At 55.7% G+C, this 19,027-nt stretch carries 16 protein-coding genes and 1 pseudogene; 5 read left to right on the top strand and 12 right to left on the bottom strand.

Annotated elements, in window-relative coordinates; translation table 11 throughout:
* Positions 1-51: 51 nt before the first annotated feature.
* A complete protein-coding gene (uxaC, locus tag ACR0BI_RS05430) occupies positions 52-1,395 on the top strand; it encodes a glucuronate isomerase (RefSeq protein ID WP_170626701.1) in 1,344 nt (447 codons plus the stop codon).
* A complete protein-coding gene (locus tag ACR0BI_RS05425) occupies positions 1,396-2,592 on the top strand; it encodes a mannitol dehydrogenase family protein (protein ID WP_480561296.1) in 1,197 nt (398 codons plus the stop codon).
* Here ACR0BI_RS05425 and ACR0BI_RS05420 read toward each other — a convergent pair.
* From ACR0BI_RS05420 to ACR0BI_RS05375, 10 genes and pseudogenes are all read right to left on the bottom strand, one after another.
* Complete coding sequence (locus ACR0BI_RS05420; RefSeq protein ID WP_170733460.1) at positions 2,579-3,442, bottom strand: sugar kinase; 864 nt, start codon at positions 3,440-3,442, stop codon at positions 2,579-2,581. The genes ACR0BI_RS05425 and ACR0BI_RS05420 overlap by 14 nt on opposite strands.
* The gene (locus ACR0BI_RS05415) at positions 3,439-4,320 is read right to left on the bottom strand and encodes a DMT family transporter (protein WP_170635315.1); all 882 of its coding nucleotides are present in this window, start codon (positions 4,318-4,320) and stop codon (positions 3,439-3,441) included. Before ACR0BI_RS05415 ends, ACR0BI_RS05420 begins: the two co-directional genes overlap by 4 nt.
* 3 nt (positions 4,321-4,323) lie before the next feature.
* A pseudogene (locus ACR0BI_RS05410) lies at positions 4,324-5,244 on the bottom strand (NAD(P)-dependent oxidoreductase); the annotation flags it as partial.
* A gap of 106 nt (positions 5,245-5,350) precedes the next feature.
* Positions 5,351-6,355 (bottom strand): Gfo/Idh/MocA family protein, encoded by a 1,005-nt coding sequence (locus ACR0BI_RS05405; protein ID WP_170635313.1) that lies wholly within the window; start codon positions 6,353-6,355, stop codon positions 5,351-5,353.
* Complete coding sequence (locus tag ACR0BI_RS05400; protein WP_480561297.1) at positions 6,352-7,854, bottom strand: UxaA family hydrolase; 1,503 nt, start codon at positions 7,852-7,854, stop codon at positions 6,352-6,354. The genes ACR0BI_RS05405 and ACR0BI_RS05400 overlap by 4 nt, the downstream gene beginning before the upstream one ends.
* Before the next feature lie 24 nt (positions 7,855-7,878).
* Positions 7,879-8,829, bottom strand: coding sequence for a phytanoyl-CoA dioxygenase family protein (locus ACR0BI_RS05395; RefSeq protein ID WP_170512728.1), 951 nt, complete (start codon positions 8,827-8,829; stop codon positions 7,879-7,881).
* A gap of 10 nt (positions 8,830-8,839) precedes the next feature.
* Complete coding sequence (locus tag ACR0BI_RS05390; RefSeq protein WP_170396171.1) at positions 8,840-10,462, bottom strand: TRAP transporter large permease subunit; 1,623 nt, start codon at positions 10,460-10,462, stop codon at positions 8,840-8,842.
* Positions 10,462-11,304 carry a TRAP transporter small permease subunit gene (locus tag ACR0BI_RS05385; protein WP_480503398.1) on the bottom strand — a complete coding sequence of 281 codons (843 nt, stop codon included), beginning with the start codon at positions 11,302-11,304 and terminating at the stop codon, positions 10,462-10,464. The genes ACR0BI_RS05390 and ACR0BI_RS05385 overlap by 1 nt, the downstream gene beginning before the upstream one ends.
* Before the next feature lie 16 nt (positions 11,305-11,320).
* A complete protein-coding gene (locus ACR0BI_RS05380; RefSeq protein WP_480561298.1) occupies positions 11,321-12,490 on the bottom strand; it encodes a mandelate racemase/muconate lactonizing enzyme family protein in 1,170 nt (389 codons plus the stop codon).
* 79 nt (positions 12,491-12,569) lie between these two features.
* Positions 12,570-13,583 carry a TRAP transporter substrate-binding protein gene (locus ACR0BI_RS05375; RefSeq protein ID WP_170396175.1) on the bottom strand — a complete coding sequence of 338 codons (1,014 nt, stop codon included), beginning with the start codon at positions 13,581-13,583 and terminating at the stop codon, positions 12,570-12,572.
* A 197-nt stretch (positions 13,584-13,780) separates the two neighbouring features.
* Here ACR0BI_RS05375 and ACR0BI_RS05370 point away from each other — a divergent pair, with 197 nt between their 5' ends.
* Positions 13,781-14,431, top strand: a complete 651-nt coding sequence (locus ACR0BI_RS05370) for a GntR family transcriptional regulator (protein ID WP_170396177.1) — start codon at positions 13,781-13,783, stop codon at positions 14,429-14,431.
* Here ACR0BI_RS05370 and denD read toward each other — a convergent pair.
* Both denD and ACR0BI_RS05360 read right to left on the bottom strand, forming a co-directional pair.
* On the bottom strand, positions 14,428-15,396 hold the full coding sequence (gene denD / locus ACR0BI_RS05365; protein WP_480561299.1) for a D-erythronate dehydrogenase: 969 nt from the start codon (positions 15,394-15,396) through the stop codon (positions 14,428-14,430). The genes ACR0BI_RS05370 and denD overlap by 4 nt on opposite strands.
* The gene (locus ACR0BI_RS05360; RefSeq protein WP_480561300.1) at positions 15,393-16,277 is read right to left on the bottom strand and encodes an NAD(P)-dependent oxidoreductase; all 885 of its coding nucleotides are present in this window, start codon (positions 16,275-16,277) and stop codon (positions 15,393-15,395) included. Before ACR0BI_RS05360 ends, denD begins: the two co-directional genes overlap by 4 nt.
* Positions 16,278-16,467: 190 nt before the next feature.
* Here ACR0BI_RS05360 and ACR0BI_RS05355 point away from each other — a divergent pair, with 190 nt between their 5' ends.
* Together ACR0BI_RS05355 and ACR0BI_RS05350 are read left to right on the top strand one after the other, a co-directional pair.
* Positions 16,468-17,226, top strand: coding sequence for an SDR family oxidoreductase (locus tag ACR0BI_RS05355; RefSeq protein WP_170609034.1), 759 nt, complete (start codon positions 16,468-16,470; stop codon positions 17,224-17,226).
* Complete coding sequence (locus ACR0BI_RS05350; RefSeq protein WP_480561301.1) at positions 17,223-19,019, top strand: IlvD/Edd family dehydratase; 1,797 nt, start codon at positions 17,223-17,225, stop codon at positions 19,017-19,019. The genes ACR0BI_RS05355 and ACR0BI_RS05350 overlap by 4 nt, the downstream gene beginning before the upstream one ends.
* Positions 19,020-19,027: the final 8 nt, after the last annotated feature.

Raw genomic sequence — 19,027 nt, 5'->3', positions numbered from 1 at the left:
CAATTGCGGGCAGCAGTATCGGAGGCAGAATTGACTGGCAATTTGAATGGCATGGCAGAAAACCTGTACTTGGGCATCAAGGACCTGCCAATCGTGTCTCCGCATGGTCACTGCGATCCGGGGTGGTTTGCAACCGATGAGCCGTTTCCCAACCCGGCAGAGCTGCTTGTGGTTCCCGACCATTACGTGTTCCGTATGCTCTATTCGCAGGGCGTTCCTTTGTCCGAACTTGGCGTTGGGGAAGAGGGGCGAAAGAAGGATCCCCGCGCCGTTTTTCGCACCTTTGCCGAACACTGGCATCTGTTTCTGGGAACGCCATCCCGGATCTGGATGAGCTACGTGCTGCACGAAACGCTGGGCGTGTCTGAGGCGTTGTCTTCTCGCACGGCTGACCTGATTTATGATGAGATCTCAGAAAAGCTGACGCGACCCGAATTTCGTCCGAGGGCTTTGTTCGACAGGTTTGGGATCGAGGTTCTGGCGACCACGGATTCCGCTCTTGACGCACTCGTGGAGCATCGGGAGATCCGTACAAGCGGTTGGGGCGGGCGGGTTGTTCCGACGTTCCGCCCAGACGGGGTTTTGGATGGGGCGGACCCGGAGTTCGTACAGAACCTGAACAAGTTGGCCGAGCTGACAGGCTGCGATCTGGACAGCTATGATGGCTACCTCAACGCGCTGCGAATGCGGCGGGCTTATTTCATCCAGCTGGGATGTACTGCCACCGACCACGGTATCGAACGCGTAAAGACCGAGTGGCTGGACGACCCGGAAGCGCTGTACCAGCGGCTGAGACGGCGGGAAGGTACCGAACAGGATGCTCGCCGGTTCTATGGGCATATGCTGATCGAAATGGCGCAGATGTCTGTCGATGATGGCCTGACAATGCAGATACATGCTGGCAGCAAGCGCAACACGAACCACGCGGTACTGCGGGACTTCGGACGGGACAAGGGGGCCGACATTCCAATCGCGATGGATTGGGCCACGGGCCTTGAGGCGCTATTGAACCGGGTCGGTAACTCGGCAGAACTGCGCATCATACTTTTCACATTGGACGAAAGCACCTATGCCCGTGAATTGGCCCCGATGGCGGGACATTGGCCGTGCCTTAGGATCGGGCCGCCTTGGTGGTTCCACGACAGCCCAGCCGGGATTGCGCGGTATTTCGATCAGGTCGTTGAAACGGCCGGATATTACAATCTGGCCGGATTCAATGACGACACGCGGGCTTTTCTGTCCATTCCTGCACGTCACGACCTGTGGCGACGGGGTGTGGCGTTTCATCTGGCGGAGCAGGTTGCGCGCGGCTATTTCGGTCGGGACAGTGCCGAGCATCTGGCGAGATTGCTGGCGGTCGATCTGGCGAAACAGGTTTACGGGTTGCAAAGCTAGATGGGTACAATTCTTCACTTCGGTCTTGGAAACTTCGCCCGGGCGCATTTGCTGGACTACACCGATCAAGCGGGCGGATGGGACGTTGTCGGCGTCAGCCTGCGTTCATCCTCGGTTCGGGATGGATTGGCCCGACAGGGTTTCGAGTACGATTTGTGCGTACAGGGGCAGGGAGTCCGGCGCATCAAAGCTCTGCGTGACGTTCTGGTCGCGCCCAAGGATCGCGCAGAGATATTCGATGTGATGGCGGATGCCGAGATCATTTCGGCAACCGTTACCGAAAAAGGTTATCACTTGGACGCCGCGGGCAAGCTGAACCTTCAGGACCCGGCGATTGCCGCCGATCTGGCAGGGCAAGGGCCTGCGACGCTGATCGGGTTTTTAGCTTATGGCCTTGCTGAACGGCGCAGGCCAGTAACGGTACTAAGTTGTGACAATCGCATGGAAAACGGCAAGACGCTCGAAACGGCAGTTGCCGATTTTGCGGAAGCAGCCGGTCTGGACGTGAATTGGGACTCTGTTCGCTTTCCCAACGCGATGGTCGACCGGATCACCCCGGCTACCACGGACGCCGTTCGCGCAATCAGCGGCGATCCTATGGCTGTTCCGACCGAGGCGTTCTCGGAGTGGGTGATCGAAGACAGCTTCTCCGGTCCGCACCCGGATTGGCCGGGAGTGCAACTGGTCGATGACGTAGCCCCGCACGAGATGCGAAAGCTGCGCATGTTGAACGGTGCCCATTCCCTGTTGGCTTATGCCGGGTTGGAGCGGGGCATGATCTACGTCCACGAAGCGGTTCGAGACCCGGTTTTGCGCCCGCTGGTTTCTGAGTTGATGAAGGATGCGGGCGCAACGCTGCCCGCTGCACTGCAAGCACAGGTTCCGGATTATGCCGAGGCTTTGTTGCGCCGCTTTGAAAACCCCGAGCTGGCGCATCGTCTGGACCAAATCGCGATGGATGGCAGCCAGAAGCTGCCGTATCGGTTTGTTCCCACACTCCGTGAGACCGGCTCTCAGGCGGTGATTGCAGGGATGCGGGCCTGGATCTCTTTTTGCATGTCCGAGATCGCAAAGGGCAGGGCGCTGAACGATCCTTGCGCGTCGGAAATTGCCAAGGCCGTCAAGCAGCCGGACCCGGTAGCGCTGCTTTTGGGTCTCGTTGGCGCTGAGGATCTCGCGCCACTTATCCGGGAATGATCGCGCCGCGGAACTGAACAACGGTGGAAGCCAAATTGTGTCCAGCCATCAGGGCGTCGGCCTGTGATTTCCCCATCAGCAAGGCCGCGAGGTACCCACCGTTGAAACTGTCGCCCGCCGCTGTCGTATCCAGCACGTTTTTGGCAGGTTCATAGGTTTGGTCAGTGTTCTGACCGATGGACAAAGGGCCATTCTCTCCGCGTTTCAACGCACCGACACCGTGATGATCGGCAAAGCGTGCAGCCACCTGGTCCGCGCTTTCCCCGAACAATGCCATCTCGTCGTCAATGGACGGCAGGGCAATGTCTGCACGTTGCCAAAGCCGTTGGTTAATCTGCCGAGCGTGTTGGACGCTGTCCCAAAGACGCGGACGAAAGTTGCTGTCATATACCAACCGAACGGAAGAGCCTTCGAGCCAGTCCAGAAGCGCAAGCCTGACTGCATGCGGAAGAATGGCCACGGAAATCCCTGACAAGTACAGCACGTCGTAACCGTTCAGCGGGCTGAAGTCGTGATCGGCAAAAAGCTGGCGGGCGGCCGCCTCGCTGCGCCAATAGGTAAAGCTGCGTTCACCGTCCGCAGATGTCGTGATCGCGTATAGTCCCGGAGAGGCGTTCGGAATGATGCGGATGCCGGATGTTCCGATGTCATGACTGGCGATGAAGTCCACGATACGCCTTGAGAACGGGTCGTCGCCTAGACATGTCACATACTCCACCTGCAGGTCAGGCGCGGCACGGTGCATGTAGATGGCCGTGTTCAGCGTATCCCCCGCGACGCCCACCTTTGCGCCGGTTTCCAGCATGGACAATTCGATCATTGCTTCGCCGATGCAGGCAATTCGCGTCATTTCTTTTCTCTTTTCCAGATGATGAGACCGGCAGCCATGATCAGCGCAGCCCCCGCCAACGTGAATGCGTCCGGTACCGTGTCAAAGAACAGATAACCCCAGATTGCCACGTAGATTAGGAACGAATAGGTGAATGGCATCAACTGGTTCGCCGTTCCAAACCGATGCGCGTTCGTCAGCAGCTGATGCCCGCACCAACCAAACACACCAAGGCCGATCAGTACAATCAGGCTCCACGTGTTTTCTGGCTGGACCCAAAACCAGATGGCGAACGGCAACAGGACCACCGTACCGGTAAGCCCGAGGTAGAATTGCATAGTGTCCACGGCAACAACCCCGGACAGCCTGCGCGTCATAATCGAGTACAAAGCCAAAGCGGTGGCATTATATACGATCAGCAGCATGGTCGGATGAAAGGCCGAACCAAACGGCCGTACGACAACCAACACCCCCAGAAAGCCCAGGATGATAGCCGCCCAACGCCATGGGCCCACGCTTTCTTTCAATACAAAGACGGACAGAAAGCACACGATGACCGGGCTTGAGAACATGATTGCCGACACAACGGTCAGTGGCAAAAACCGTAGGGCATAAAAATTGAAAACGGTCGCCGAGATCAGCAGCAAGGCCCGGCTTATCACCTGCCATGGATGGTCAGTCTTGAACCGACCGGCCTCTATCCCGCCCTTGGCGATCACGCCCACTGAGATCACGAAGTGCCCCGCATAGCGCATGAACGCCAACTGAAATGCCGGCACGCCGGCCAACGCCAACCACTTGGCCCCAAGATCCACCAGCGAAAAGAATAGCCACGCCGTCAGCATCAGCACGATGCCAAGGCGCGGCAGGTCCGCAGTGGGGTTGGCGGAGACGGCCATCGATCAGGTGTTGAAACGCTTGACGTAGTAGTCAACCATCTGGCTGACCATGTCGTCCGCTTGACCGTGGTCGCGCGCGTCATTCAGCGCCGAAAGTGCGCCCTGCGACATCAAGCTGATAACGCCTGCCTCGCGTGCCATACGGTCATAATACCCAAGGTCTTTTGCTGCGTTCTTGATCGCAAAGGCCAGCTGGTTTGGGTCGTTCTCGACGCCGTAGGCTTTGACAAAATCCATCATTCCGGAATGCAACGGCCCTGCGGCCATAACGTCATACACTTGCTTGCGGTCAACACCGGTGATGTCAGCCATGGCAAAGGCTTCGGCCATCGCGTTCGCAACGGTCATTCCGAAGAAGTTGTTGATCAGCTTGATCGTGTGCCCGGACCCAACGGGGCCAAGGTAAAAAACGTTTTCGCCCAAATCTTTCAGTGTCGGCTCGGCCTTGTCAAAGGCAGCCTTGTCTCCAGACGTCATAATGTTGAGCTTGCCTTCTAGCGCGTGTGAAGGTGTCCGGCCAAGCGGTGCATCAAGATAGCTTCCGTCGGCTGCGGCAACCTCCTCGGCCAAGGCGCGTGTGCTGCCAGGAAGCGAGGTGCCAAAGTCGATGACAATCGCGCCGGACTTCAATCCCGCAATCACTCCATCTGCACCGTGCATTCGGCTCTCGACCTGTTCGGAGGTGCCCATGCACAGCATCACGATGTCGCTGGCCTGAGCCAGTTCTTGGGCGTTTCGCATCTCGCGGGCGCCTCGGTCAATCGCGGCGTCTAGGTACGTGCGGTCGCGGTTTCCCAATACAGCGACCGAATATCCTTGGTCCAACAGTCGGCTAACCATGGCTCCGCCCATTAGTCCCAAGCCGATAAACCCGATTGATGGTTTGCTCATTGGTTTCCCTTTCCGTGAATGTGTCTGGTTTTTATTCTTGTGTTTGTTGCGGGCGGCTTTGCTTTTTTAATGCTCATATTGCCCGGTGGATAATCATTGGTTTTTGGGTGGTCCGGCATTTGGCCGGGCCGCATGTCCATCAGGCCGGCGCCCGCGCTCGGGTCGTTCGCGCCTTTAGCCCCTGTTCAATCCGTGATGTGACCTCGAGCGTTCGGGCTGCATCCTCGACGTCAATCAGTGGAGGAGCGCCATCGATCACGTCAAGGAAGTGATCCAGCTGCACCTCTAGCGGTGCGCGTTGTTGTTCCGGTCGTGTAAGTTGGTCTTTTTGGGCCGCAGTGCCCCAATCCTGTCCGCGCCACAGGGTCATGGAGGGAAAACTCACAGCGCCACTGGTTCCCGTGATCCAGATCATGTCCTGATGGGTCGTGCCGATGTTCGGGTTCTCGCCGGTTCCGGCCTCAAACCCCCAGGGGCTGGGTGCGGTATCGGCAAAGCTGATAGTGCCCGTCGCGCCGTTTTCGAATGCGATCGCGACAGCCCCGCTTTCTATCCTATCCGATCCGCGGATGGGCGCTCCGGGCAGGGCGACGACATCCGAGATTTCTCCGATCACAAAGCGCAGGACATCGATATCATGCACCAGATTGATCATGACTGGGCTGCCATCGGAAGTCCGCCAGTTCTGTTCAAAATAGCTGTCGGGTTTGCGCATGGCCCACAGCAACGAGACATTGATGACTTGTCCGATCGTACCTTGCGCGATCACCTCCTTCAGGTGTTGCAAGATTGTATGATACCGCCGATGGTGGCCTACAAGACTGCGGACATTGGCCTGGCGAACGGCCGTCTTCAGGCGCAGGGCATCATCGACCGATGCTGCAACCGGCTTTTCGATCAGCATGTGCCAACCGCGGGATGCGGCCAGAATGCCATGTTCGGCATGCAGTCGGGTTGGCGTCGCGATAATGACGCCATCTATCGGGTCCTGCACCTCGTCCATACTAGCAAAACGCGGCGCGTCGATCTGGATCGAGCCATCTGGATCGGCCAACCCGACCAACATGCAGCCGGGATGCTCAATCACGGCGCGGACGTGGCGGATACCGATTAATCCGCCGCCGGCTACAAGGATCCGTTTCACATCACCGCTCCGATTTGCCAGGGAACAAATTCGTAGTCACCCAAGCCCTGCGCCTCGGACTTGGTCCGCGCGCCAGAGGCGACTTGGAGCAGCCGCCGGTATATTTCCTGTCCTTTTTCTTCGACGCTGGCGCCTTTGGTCAGAATGTCGCCCGCATCCACGTCCATGTCTTCGGGCATGCGTGCTGCCAATACAGAGTTGGTAGCGATTTTCAGCGTGGGTGCCGGCTTGGACCCAAATGCAGAGCCGCGTCCCGTGGTGAAGCACACAAGGTTGCACCCAGCCGCGATCTGCCCGGTCACCGAGGCCGGGTCATATCCGGGGCTGTCCATGAAGGTGAAGCCTTTGGCGGTGATGGGTTCGGCGTATTTGAATACACCGGTCAAAGGGGTGGTGCCGCCCTTCGCCGCTGCCCCCAGCGACTTCTCTAGGATGGTCGTCAGACCCCCTTGCTTGTTGCCGGGGCTTGGGTTGTTGTCCATCGAACCGTGATTGCGAGCGGTATAGTCCTGCCACCAATCGATCAGTCCGATCAGTTTTTCCCCAGTTGTGCGACTAAGGGCGCGGCGGGTCAAAAGGTGTTCGGCTCCGTAAATTTCGGGTGTTTCCGCAAGGACACCTGTGCCGCCTTGCGCAACCAACAAGTCGCAGGCATGTCCGAGCGCCGGGTTCGCGGTCACGCCGGACCAAGCGTCCGAGCCACCGCATTGCAGCGCAACCATCAGTTCGGACGCCGGGGCTTCGCTGCGCCTCGCCTCATTGGCAATGGGAAGCATCTTTTTGATCTTGTTGATGCCCATTTCCACGGTCCGACGCAATCCGGCGACGTTCTGGATGTTCATCGTCTGGAAGGTGGGACTTTGCTTCAGCCCATACGCGTCCAGCAGCCAGTCGATCTGGTTCATCTCGCAGCCTAGACCGACCATCAGAACGGCAGCGTGGTTGGGGTGTTTTGCAAACCCCCACATGACCCGTTGAAGGGCTTCAAAACCGTCGCCGGAATCGGCCATTCCGCAGCCCGTTCCGTGTACAAAGGCCACCACGCCGTCGACGTTCGGAAACTCGGCCAGCTTGTCCGGCGTGAAGTGATTGGCGATCATGCGGGCCGCAGTTGCCGAACAGTTCACGGTGGTCAGAACCGCGATGTAGTTGCGCGTACCGACCCGACCGCTATCCCGGTGGTAGCCCATAAACGTATCGACCGAGTTGGCGGGTTTCGTGGGTCTGTGATCCGTCGCAAACTCGTAGTTCACGCTTGTGTTGCGGAACTCGACATTGTGGGTGTGCACATGGTCGCCGGGTTCGATCGGTTGGGTGGCGTAGCCGATGATCTGGGCGTACTTTCTGACCGGATCGCCGAGTGTAAGATTCCGCGTGGCGACCTTGTGCCCCGAAAGGATGCGCGCATTGGTCGTGACATCCTCGACCATACTGCCGGCCTCCAGGTGCCGAGTTGCAACCACTACGCTATCCGTTCGATCTAAACGTACAAAAGTCATAATCAGCTTTCCTGGCGGCAGCAGCTAGGCGCAGAACGGTGAGTCCGATGTCCACCGGTGAATATCTATATGCGGCTTGCCGGACAGTCTTGCTCGCGCCGCCTCCCAATTGGACTTGCAGACGCGCCAATCTCGCAGCTCGGTTTCGGGGCGCGATCTGGACCTCGCGATGAAGCTGGGGAAATGATCTCGACCGGTCGGCTGGCCTGCCGCGCTAAAGCGGATGTCGAACGACCAGCGGAACCGGTCCGTTTTATTGATCAGCGAAGCGTGTGGCGTCAAAGGGTGAAACAGGATGATCCCGCCGGCCTTGACAGGAAGGGGCACGGCGCGGCCTTCATCAATGAACCCGTCGGCAATGCCTGTCTGCGTCCGGGCACAATGTGGCAGGATAGATTGGTCTTGTGCCATTGGCAGCACTTGCAGGCAGCCGTTTTCGACGGTTGCATCGTTGACGGCAATCCACACCGTGACCATGTCGGTCTGATCAGCATCCTCCAGCGCAACCGCTCGGTCCTGATGCCAGTCCGTTGCGGTGATGTGCGCGCGCACCTCGTCCTTGGACAGCTTCAGGGCAGGGGGCTTCAGCCGAACGTGCTGGATTGGATTGCTCACCAACTCTGGCCCGATCAGCTGCTCGACGATGTCAAGCATGGGACGGGCCGTCAGCAAGTCGAACACCGCGGGCCCAATATGGAACGGTGTGTCCGCCATGATCCGATCGCCGGGCAGCGAGATGTCCAGCGGCTGGAAATAGTCGCATCCGGCCTGATAGGCGGACAGAAGTTTGTCCCAGAAGGTCATTCCGGACGGCTCGTCCTTGACCAGTCCTTTTTTGTACCAACAGTCATAGAGCCGGTTCAGGACATCTGAGTATTCCGCTTGCACCCGACCCAGGACATCGCGGGGAATTACATCCTCAACCACGAGGTATCCATCGGTCTGGAACTTGCCAATCGCATCTTGTGTCAGCATGGGTGCAACCTCACAACAGCAGCGCGATGATACCCGGCCAGATCAGAAGAACGGAAAGCGCCAGCAACTGGATCCCGATGAATGGCAGGAAGCCGCGGAAGATATCCGTCAGGCTGATATGCGGCGGAGCCACTGACTTCAGGTAGAACGCGGCCGGGCCGAAAGGGGGCGAGAGGAAGCTGACCTGCATGTTCATACAGAACACGACGCCGAACCAGATGGCGACATGACTCGGCTCCAACTGGCCAAAGACTCCGATTTCCTCGATAGGAAGGCGCAGGACGATCGGCAGAAAGACCGGAATGATCAACAGTACGATGCCGACCCAATCCATGAATGCGCCCATGAACAGCAAGATCAGCATCATTACCAGAATGACCAACATGGTCGGCAGCTCCTGGCCGACGATCAGGTCGGCCACGTATTGGGGCCCTCCAGCAATGGTATAGGCACCCGCCAGCGCGGCGGCCCCGATCGTAACCCAGATGATGGTGCCTGTGGATTTTAGTGTCCGCATCAAGCTGTCCCAAACCAGCTCGAACGATCCTTCGCCCCTTAGGATGGCGATGATCAGGACTGCGAAGGCGCCCATGCCTGCAGCCTCAGTGATACCTGTGATCCCGCCATAGATCGAGCCGAGCACGACGCCGATTACAACCAGCGGCGCGACGAGACCCTTGCCCATTTCCCAACCGATTTTTGAGCGTTGTCTGCCAAAGACGAAGAAAATCAGCAGAAGGGCGACGATCGTGATGCCGGCAAACCAGGGCAGGTAGTCAGCTGTCCCCAATCGCGCTGGTTCGCCCTGGCTGGCAGCGTTGGAGCCTGACAGCTCGAAAAACGCGGCTCGGATAAACAGAACGGTGGAAAATCCGGCGACGACGATGCTCATGAAGGCACCAAACAGTTTGCGTTTCTCGGCTGGTTCGGGGTCGTTCGGGTCCGGTTCCGGCAGCGGAGCGTGATGAGGATTCAACCGCGTGCGGATGATGATGTACAGGATGATCATCGAGGCCAGCATGAAGCCGGGAATGAAAGACGCGGTGAACAGTGACTTGATCGAGGTTTCGGTGATCAGCCCGTAGATGATCAGAACGATCGAAGGAGGGATCATGGTTCCCAGCGACCCAGAGGCGCAGATGACGCCGATCGCGAGATTCTGATCGTAGCCCAGGCGCAGCATTTGGGGCAGGGCGATAAGGCCCAGCAGGACAACCTCACCGCCGATGATGCCGGACATGGCCGCCATGATCACCGCCATGATCGAGGTCACGATCGCGATGCCGCCGCGTGTTCTGGACAGCCAGACATTCAGCGACGAATACATGTCGCGCGCGATCCCGGACCGCTCAAGCAGCGACGCCATGAAGATAAACAATGGCACGGATATGAGCACGTAGTCCGTTAAGAGCCCGTATATCTTCTGCGCCAGGATATAGAGCGGCCCAGTCCCAGGCCGACCTGTGAGAATCCCGTCGCCGAATGAAAACGGGTTTAAAAGCAGTGTCGGTTCGAACTTGAGCACAAGAACCAGAACCGCAAGCGAAGCCGAGGCCAGACCCAAGGGCATCCCGATCGCCAGAAGCACAATCAGGGCGACCATCAGGATGAGTGAGATTGTTCCAATGTCCATCAGTCTTGTCCCACCGCCCGTTTGATCATTTCAATTTCGTCTTCGTCCGGTTCATCTGTGTGGATTTCCGGTTCTTTGTTCCAATCCGCGACCAGGTTCAAAATTGCTTGCATTGCGACGAGCGTAATCACGATCAGCACCATCGGCTGCAACGTCGCCGGGATCGGCGGATTGAAGGCAGAGCCATAAAGCTCCCATTTGTAGAGCTTGTTGACGAACACCTGTTTGTAGCTGCCGTAGACAAGAAAGAAGGCAAATAGCACGATCAGTATAGTCGAAACCGTATCAAAAACGCGCTGAAGCCAACGTGGAACTGCGTCGTACAGCAGGAATATTCGAATGTGACTGCGTTGCTGCATGGCGTAGTAGCCAGACATCAAAAACACAAAGCTGGCGAACCAGAGTGTCATTTCGTTCGCCCACTCGGTCGGCTTCTCCAGGATATAACGCATGAAGACTTCGTAGAGCATCACGACAGTCATGATTGCGATCATCATCATCGTCACTCGACCTATGAACAGGGCGAAACGGTCCATAACCGTCGAGCCTTCGAACTCCATCGTCGCCGGGCGCACGGTCTTGGTACCAATCACTGCAAGAAACGGTAGAAGGACGAGCGCGGCCATGTCGATGATGTCGACATACCCCCCGAATACGCCAGACAATTCGGGCGTAACGTCGCTGCGCAGATATATTTCAGTTACCTGACTTTTGAGGGACTCAGAGGTGTAAGGCAGCCAGTCCAATAGGAATGCGGGAAGATGCCAAACAAGCCAGCTGGCTGTTGCGACGAAGGCCAACGGTATGAGCCATTCAATTAGTCCGCCTGAGTTCTTGTGCATCGCGTAACCCTCGTCCCTATCCTTCGATCCTGTAGTGATCGATAAAGTCTCGGTCCGGCTCGACACCCAATCCGGGGCCAGTCGGGATCGTGACACGGCCGTTGTTGGCCTTGACTTGATTTTGAATTTCCAGCGGTTCGGTCAGCAGATCGTCCCGAAACTTGTTGTCCGTTGTGTCGAACTCCAGCATCGGCTCCCATGGATGCAAGCCGCCTGGAATTGCGGGCATGGCCGCTAGTAAATGCAGATTAGTTGCGACGGCGATGGCGCTACCCCAGACGTGATTTACGACCGGAGTGAAATGTGCGTGGCATAGAGACAGTACCCTGAGATACTCTGAAACACCGCCCAAAGCACAAACCTCTGGCTGCGCGATATCGATGCCACGGTTTTCAAGAAGATTGCGCCATGCCCAGCGATTGAATACCGCCTCTCCGCCTGAGATGTTTACTTTAAGCGAAGTGCGCAGTTCGCGGTATCCGTCAATGTCTTCTGGCGCGACCGGTTCTTCGAACCAATATGCGTCCAGTTCTTCCAGCGCCCGACCGACAAAGAACGCGTCTGAAGTCGTATAGGCATGGTTTGCATCGACCATAAAAGGAAAGTCGTCACCAACTCCGCGTCTAACTGCTTCGCACAGTTTCACATCAGGCTTCGGGCCAAAGCCCGTTTTCATTTTGGTGGCGGTAAATCCCATTGACTTGATCTTAGCGGCTTCATCCTCAAAACGGCTTGCAAGACTAGAAATCGGTTCATCCCGGAGCATCATGCCGTAGCCGTAGCAAGGAACGCTTGCGCGATGAGCCCCGCCGACAAGCTTATGGAGGGGGAGGCCAGAGATTTTGCCGGAGATGTCCCAAAGTGCGATGTCCACCCCGGACAAAGCCTGTATTGGCATTCCGCTTTGGCCATGGTCTCGCAAAAGATTGTACACCTTGTGCCAGATCACGTCTTTGTCCAAAGGGTCCATGCCAAGGACCATTGGTTGGATTACCTTTTCCACGATGGATTTGTTCGCAATGGCTACGTTTCCGGGACCAAAGCACTCCCCCCAACCGGTTACCCCTTCATCTGTCTGAATCTCGACCAGATGGGTTGTACGCTTGTCATAATACTGTTGCGAGTAGCCCAGAACTTCCGGCATGTCGTACTGCAGTACATGACTTATTATTCTGGTGATTTTCATGAAGTTCTGGATCCCGGCGCCGATCCGGAGAGGCCGCAAGCGCGGCCTTTCCGTGTGTCGTAGTTCGATCGAAGCCTGATTATTGCATTGCGCCCAGGTCACGCAGGAAGTTGATGTGGCTTTCCAAAAGCGCCTGTGCTTCAGGTGTCGTTGCGAACTCCGTCCAACCGACCTGAACGGCCGCGCGATACGCTGCCAGGTCTTCAGGCGACCATTCGTACAACTGCACGCCTTTTGCCTTCAAGTCTTTTGCAGTCTGAGCGTTCTGCACCTCATTGATTGTGGCATTGTGCAATGCCAGGCTATCCATTGCGACTTCCATGATCTTCTTGTGATGCGCGGGCATCGCTTCCCAGACGTCTTTGCGACAAGCTAGGTGATCTGCAGGCATCGAGTGGAAACCGGGATAGTTTGTGTGGCCTGCGATCTCGTACAGACCGAGGCCTACATTGTTCGTCAGGTTCGCAGCATCCGCACCATCAATGATACCGGTTTCCAAAGCCGTGAAGATTTCGTTGAAGTCCATCACGATCGGAGAAGCACCAAGTTCCGCGAACACCTTGGTAGCAAGGCCTGGAGGCGAGCGGAACTTCCAATCTTTGAAGTCTTCCACTTTTGCAATCGGCTTGGTCGAAGACAACGACTCTGGCCCGGGAATCCACCATCCGATGAATTCCATGTCGTAGCCGTTGTATAGATCATTTACAGCTTCTCTTCCGCCGCCATGAAGAAGCCAAGCCATTTGCTGATATGGGTTCTGATATCCGCCGAGCAGGTCGCCCGCAAACTGGAAGGCCGGGTTTTTACCGGTCTGATAGCCGCCGCCCGTCATGTCGCAATCCAGAATTCCTGTAGCTGCGGCATCGAAGGTTTCAACTGATTTGACCACCGAAGAGGAATAGAACATTTCAACTTCGATTTCGCCGTTCGACATTTCCTGAATGTCTTCAACGAATTTTGCAGCCATCTGGCCTGACAGAGTTTCGGGCGAAAAATGGGTTTGAATTCTAAGCTTCGTTGTTTCAGCCATCGCGAAACCGGCTGCCATTGTCGTGGCTACGGCCGCCAGGGCCGCTGTCTTGACTATTTTCATATTGTCCTCCCAGACGTTGAGCGTGCGCGGTGTGGAAGATCTTGCCGCCTCCTTTGCTGTCGCGCAGGTAAACGTTAAGCCGACGAATCGAATGCAACAAGAAAAAATTGAAATTTCTAAAAATTTCGAGATTCTTGCGATAATTCGAAAATAAGGTTAGGACGCTACTTGGACAAAACTTGAAGGTGCATACTGGAATGAACGACGAAATAGATATTTATCAAGATCTTAAGATGCGCCTGATCTCTAATGGATTCGAGCATGGAGCGAAGGTGCGGGCTGAAGAACTTCGTAAAGTGTATGGCTGTTCTGCGAGCGCCGTTCGTGAAGTCCTTTTTCGTTTGGCCGCTGTTGGTTTGGTGGACTTTCAGGAACAAAAAGGTTTCCGCGTGCCAATGCGTTCGCCGCAGAAGCTTATCGAATTGACGCACGTCCGTGTTCTGTTGGAGGCCGAAGGCACCGCAATGTCGATCCGTAATGGCGGGGTGGATTGGGAAGCAAGATTGACGGCCGCACATCACAAACTCAGCCATATCGAAAAACGCATTCACGCCACAGACGACCCGAGCGGCCTTATCGAGATATGGTTTGCCTCGGAAAAGGAATTTCACCAAACACTTATTTCTGCCTGTGGCTCGGAAACTTTAAAACAAATGCATAGCCGAGTTTATGCGCAATTCAGACAGCAGTTGATGGTGGCAGACCGGAACTTTGAATTCATTTCTCAGAACATAAGACACCATGCCGATATACTTGAAGCAGCATTGTCAGGGGATGAGCAGTTAACACGAGAGAAAATTCACGACCATCTGGAACGCCATCTAACTGGAAAGACGATGGGCGACTAAAGCCGAAAATCGTCTTCCAAATACACGCGAATGATTTCGTCGAAGCTTGATTCCGCCTCGAACCCCAACTCCAGAGCGCGATCTGTTTGAAAGTCTCGCGGCCAATTCTTGACTATTCGTTCGATTGTCTCGTCGGGTTCTTGCCTGATTAGGCCAACCGCTTCTTGGCCGGCCACTTTGCGCAGAGCTTCGATTTGTTCGGCGACGGTGCAACTTACGCCAGGCATGTTCAATGCGCGTCTGTCATTCAAAAGCTGAGTGTCCATTGTTGCTGCGTGGGTCAAAAAAGTCGCAGCGGCGCGGGGGCTGGCGTGCCAGTGGCGAACGGTTTCGGCAACTGGCAAGACAGCCTCATCCCCATTCAATGGCTCTCGGATTATACCCGAAAAGAAGGACGAAGCGGCAGCGTTGGCTTTGCCCGGGCGCACACACAAAGTGGGCAAGCGCAAGGAGATACCGTCGATGTATCCTTTCCTGCTGAAATCCGTGATCATCAATTCAGCCGCCGCTTTCTGCGCTCCGTAACTTGTCAAAGGTGCCGAGAGGAACTCATCGCTTATCTTTTCGGGGAATGGTGACCCGAAAACTGCTATGGACGAGGCAAAAACCAGACGAGGTGTGTACTCGTTTCCTGATGCCTCGTGTTCATCCTTAAGTGCGTTCAGCAGTGCCCACGTTGCCACAAGGTTTACATCCCAGCCCAACGCAAAGTCTGTCTCAGCTTGGCCTGAAACGATAGCTGCAAGATGAAAAATGACGTCTGGCCGCTGCGTAGCAAAAGACTTAGCTATGCCTGACGCAGTCAAGTTCCCCACAATTTGATTACCTGCCGCACTGTCGGGCGGGAACGAGAGATCGAACAGTGAGACTTGGGCATCGGCTCCAAAGGTTTCTTGGGTCGACACGCGATGGGCCAGTTTCTGGCCCAGCATTCCTCCGCCGCCTATAATCAGGATCCGCGTCACAGCATTCCGTTCCGTTTTTTGAGCTCTAGATACAAAGCTGAATGATCCAGTTCGGCCCCATCCATTTCGTCTATCAGATATTCGAAACGGTCGCGCACAGATCGGGTGCTAGGTAGCTCAACGCCAAGGCTTCGTGCTTCCTCCAGCGTGTTGTCCAAATCCTTTAGTTGAAACTTAGACAAACCCCCGGGTGTAAAATTTCCATCAGACATGCGTTCGCCATGTTGTTGCAAGATAATACTATCCGCAAAGCCCCCCTTTAGTGCGGCCCTTAACGCGGTGGGGTCCGCACCGCCTTGCTGAGCCAGTAGAGTCGCCTCGGCGACTGCCGATATTGTTACAGCGACAATTGTTTGATTGGCCAATTTGCACAATTGACCAGAACCACTTGGGCCAACATGCACAGGCCGGCCCATTGCTGTCAGAACTGGTCGCACGCGCTCCATAACGTCCTGATCGCCACCGACCATGATCGCAAGGGTGCCAGCTTCGGCACCTTTGGTGCCACCGGAAACCGGGGCGTCCAGATGCAGCACCCCCATCGAGGAAAGCTGCGCGGATTGCTCTCTTGCGTGTTCGGGTTTGGCGCTCGACATATCAATCCAGATCATCCCCGGTTTGAGTTGCTCGCGGAAAGCCTCGTCAGCAAGTAGCGCGCCGGCCGCGTATCCATCCGAGAGCATGGTTATTATTACGTCTGCACCCGAAACCGCCAGCGGGGCAGTTTCCACCAATGTCGCGCCTTCTGCTGTCAACGGTTTTGCCTTTTTCAAGCTGCGGTTCCATACAGTGAGCGGAAACTCGGCGCGCAATATATTCCGCGCCATAGGAGCTCCCATCAGGCCGGTTCCCAACAGAGCCACTTTGAACTGCTTGCTCATCATCTACTGTCCTTCCGAAGGTGCGCCACGCATGGTTATGGCCAAACCAAAATCTCTGTCATACGCTAACGGCTCTGTGCCCACATGCCAGAAGTCGTTGCAAATCCGCCAAGGTTTCTTTGCTTCTCGGTTGATCTGTGGGACGAAGTAACACTTGTCCAGTCGCCACTTTTGAGGTCGGAATATTTATATGTCAGAAAGACTTAAGGGAAAAAGCGTCTTGGTCACAGCCGCCGCACAGGGGATCGGACTTGCAAGCGCAATTGCAATGGCAAGAGAGGGTGCAAAAGTCTATGCGACGGATATTAACCCTGAAAAACTAAATTTGATTCGCGGTCGGAATCTCGAAAATCTCGAAATTTTCGAGATGGATGTGACGAATAATGACAGCATTCATCATGGGGTCGCGCGAGCGAAGCCGGACGTTTTGTTCAACTGCGCAGGGTTCGTGCATCACGGAACTATTCTGGATGCAACCGATGAAGAGTGGGATTTCGCAATGGACCTTAATGTGCGCTCAATGGTGCGCACGACAAAGGCTGTATTGCCGGGAATGCTAGAGCGCGGAGGAGGCTCGATAATCAATATGTCTTCCGCGCTGGGTTCCATAATCGGTGCGCCAAATCGTTTTGTATATGGAACGACAAAAGCCGCTGTTGTCGGGCTGACGAAATCGGTAGCCGTGGACTTCATAACAAAAGGAATCCGGTGCAATTGCATTTGTCCGGGAACAGTCGATAGTCCCAGTTGGCGTGACCGCGTAGATGCGTTGGGCGAGCAACTGGGCAGCAGAGAAGAGGCCCTTGCACAATTTGTGGCGCGTCAGCCTATGGGGCGTGTAGCGAAAGCAGAAGAGATTGCTGCATTGGTCGTCTATCTGGCGAGCGATGAAAGTGCATTCACCACAGGACACACGCACATAATTGACGGGGGTTGGTCAGGCCAATGACAAAAGTATCAAAAAACGATTTGCGATCTCGCAAGTGGTTCATGAATTCTGAGAACCTTGAGATGACTGCATTGTATCTGGAAAGATACCTGAATTACGGATTGACCCGTGAGGAACTGCAATCAGGCAAACCGATCATTGGCATTGCTCAGACCGGCAGTGATTTGAGCCCCTGTAATCGGCATCATATCGAATTGTCCAAACGTGTTCGCGATGGAATCATCGCCGCCGGGGGAACGTGCATCGAAATACCGGTCCACCCGATACAAGAGACAGGTAAACGGCCAACGGCGTCACTCGACCGCAACCTGGCTTATCTGTCCTTGGTTGAGAGTCTATTCGGGTATCCGATTGACGGCGTTGTTCTGAACATTGGTTGCGACAAGACCACGCCCGCGCTTCTTATGGCCGCTGCGACCGTCAACATCCCAGCGATCGCCCTGTCGGTCGGTCCCATGCTCAACGGCTGGTGGAAAGGTGAGCGCGCCGGATCGGGAACGGTTATTTGGAAAGCGCGCGAAGACCTTGCGGCTGACGAAATCGACACCGATGAGTTCATGGAAATCGCAGCCGCCGCAGCACCTTCGGTGGGTTATTGCAATACGATGGGAACAGCAACGACCATGAATTCGCTTGCTGAGGCCTTGGGTATGCAATTGCCCGGATCAGCAGCCATTCCAGCCCCGTATAGAGAGCGCGGTCAAATCAGTTATGAAACGGGTAAACGCATTGTGGACATGGTCTGGGAGGATCTACGCCCCAGCGATGTGATGACACGTCAGGCTTTTGAGAATGCGATTGTTATCAACTCTGCGATTGGTGGATCGACGAATGCGCCGATCCACCTGAATGCAATCGCTCGGCATCTTGGTGTTCCGTTGACCAACGATGACTGGCAGAAACTTGGCCACGACGTTCCACTGTTGGTTAACATGCAGCCTGCGGGTGAGTATCTGGGCGAAGATTACCAACAGGCCGGAGGTGTACCCGCCGTTGTCGGAGAGCTTCTTCATGCTGGATTGCTGCCGCATCCCAATGCGATAACGGTGAACGGCAAGACAATGGGCGACAATTGCTCGGCACGCCGGTCTCAGAATAGCGACGTAATCAAGCCCGTCAGTAACCCGGTTAAGCAACAGGCGGGGTTCATCAATCTCTCAGGCAACCTGTTCGAGAGTGCGATTATGAAAACATCTGTGATCTCACAGGCATTTCGAGAGACCTACCTGTCGAACCCGGATGATCCGGATGCATTTGAGGGCAGGGCGGTTGTGTTTGATGGGCCTGAGGACTTTCACCATCGGATTGATGATCCTGCAGAAAACATCGACGCAAACTGTATTCTGATTATGCGCGGAGCGGGACCAAAAGGATACCCTGGTGCTGCAGAGGTCGTGAACATGCGGCCGCCCTCATATTTGTTGAAACAGGGCATCGAAGCCCTTCCTTGCATCGGTGATGGACGGCAATCCGGTACATCAGGAAGTCCGTCTATCCTGAATGCCTCACCCGAAGCTGCAGAGGGTGGTGGATTGGCTTTGGTGCGAAATGGTGACCGACTGCGCATCGATCTTGGCAAAGGCACAGCAGATATGCTGGTTTCGCTCGAAGAACTGCATCAACGCGCCCGCGATCTGGAGGCAAAGGGTGGTTATTCAACCCCGCCCAACCAATCCCCGTGGCAGGAATTATTCCGCGAAAAAGTAGATCGGTTGGATCGCGGTATGACGCTCAAGGGTGCAGAAAACTACCGCGATATCGCGCGAGGCTTCATGCCACGCGATAACCACTAAAAGGAACA

Source organism: Ruegeria sp. E5, assembly GCF_056534105.1.
This window is presented reverse-complemented; position numbering and strand designations above follow the sequence as displayed.

Coding starts and splice junctions, on each gene's coding strand:
- uxaC (WP_170626701.1), top strand. CDS start 52: ATGGCAGAAAACCTGTACTTGGGCATCAAGGACCTGCCAATCGTGTCT.
- ACR0BI_RS05425 (WP_480561296.1), top strand. CDS start 1,396: ATGGGTACAATTCTTCACTTCGGTCTTGGAAACTTCGCCCGGGCGCAT.
- ACR0BI_RS05420 (WP_170733460.1), bottom strand. CDS start 3,442: ATGACGCGAATTGCCTGCATCGGCGAAGCAATGATCGAATTGTCCATG.
- ACR0BI_RS05415 (WP_170635315.1), bottom strand. CDS start 4,320: ATGGCCGTCTCCGCCAACCCCACTGCGGACCTGCCGCGCCTTGGCATC.
- ACR0BI_RS05400 (WP_480561297.1), bottom strand. CDS start 7,854: ATGACTTTTGTACGTTTAGATCGAACGGATAGCGTAGTGGTTGCAACT.
- ACR0BI_RS05395 (WP_170512728.1), bottom strand. CDS start 8,829: ATGCTGACACAAGATGCGATTGGCAAGTTCCAGACCGATGGATACCTC.
- ACR0BI_RS05390 (WP_170396171.1), bottom strand. CDS start 10,462: ATGGACATTGGAACAATCTCACTCATCCTGATGGTCGCCCTGATTGTG.
- ACR0BI_RS05385 (WP_480503398.1), bottom strand. CDS start 11,304: ATGCACAAGAACTCAGGCGGACTAATTGAATGGCTCATACCGTTGGCC.
- ACR0BI_RS05380 (WP_480561298.1), bottom strand. CDS start 12,490: ATGAAAATCACCAGAATAATAAGTCATGTACTGCAGTACGACATGCCG.
- ACR0BI_RS05375 (WP_170396175.1), bottom strand. CDS start 13,583: ATGAAAATAGTCAAGACAGCGGCCCTGGCGGCCGTAGCCACGACAATG.
- ACR0BI_RS05370 (WP_170396177.1), top strand. CDS start 13,781: ATGAACGACGAAATAGATATTTATCAAGATCTTAAGATGCGCCTGATC.
- ACR0BI_RS05360 (WP_480561300.1), bottom strand. CDS start 16,277: ATGAGCAAGCAGTTCAAAGTGGCTCTGTTGGGAACCGGCCTGATGGGA.
- ACR0BI_RS05355 (WP_170609034.1), top strand. CDS start 16,468: ATGTCAGAAAGACTTAAGGGAAAAAGCGTCTTGGTCACAGCCGCCGCA.
- ACR0BI_RS05350 (WP_480561301.1), top strand. CDS start 17,223: ATGACAAAAGTATCAAAAAACGATTTGCGATCTCGCAAGTGGTTCATG.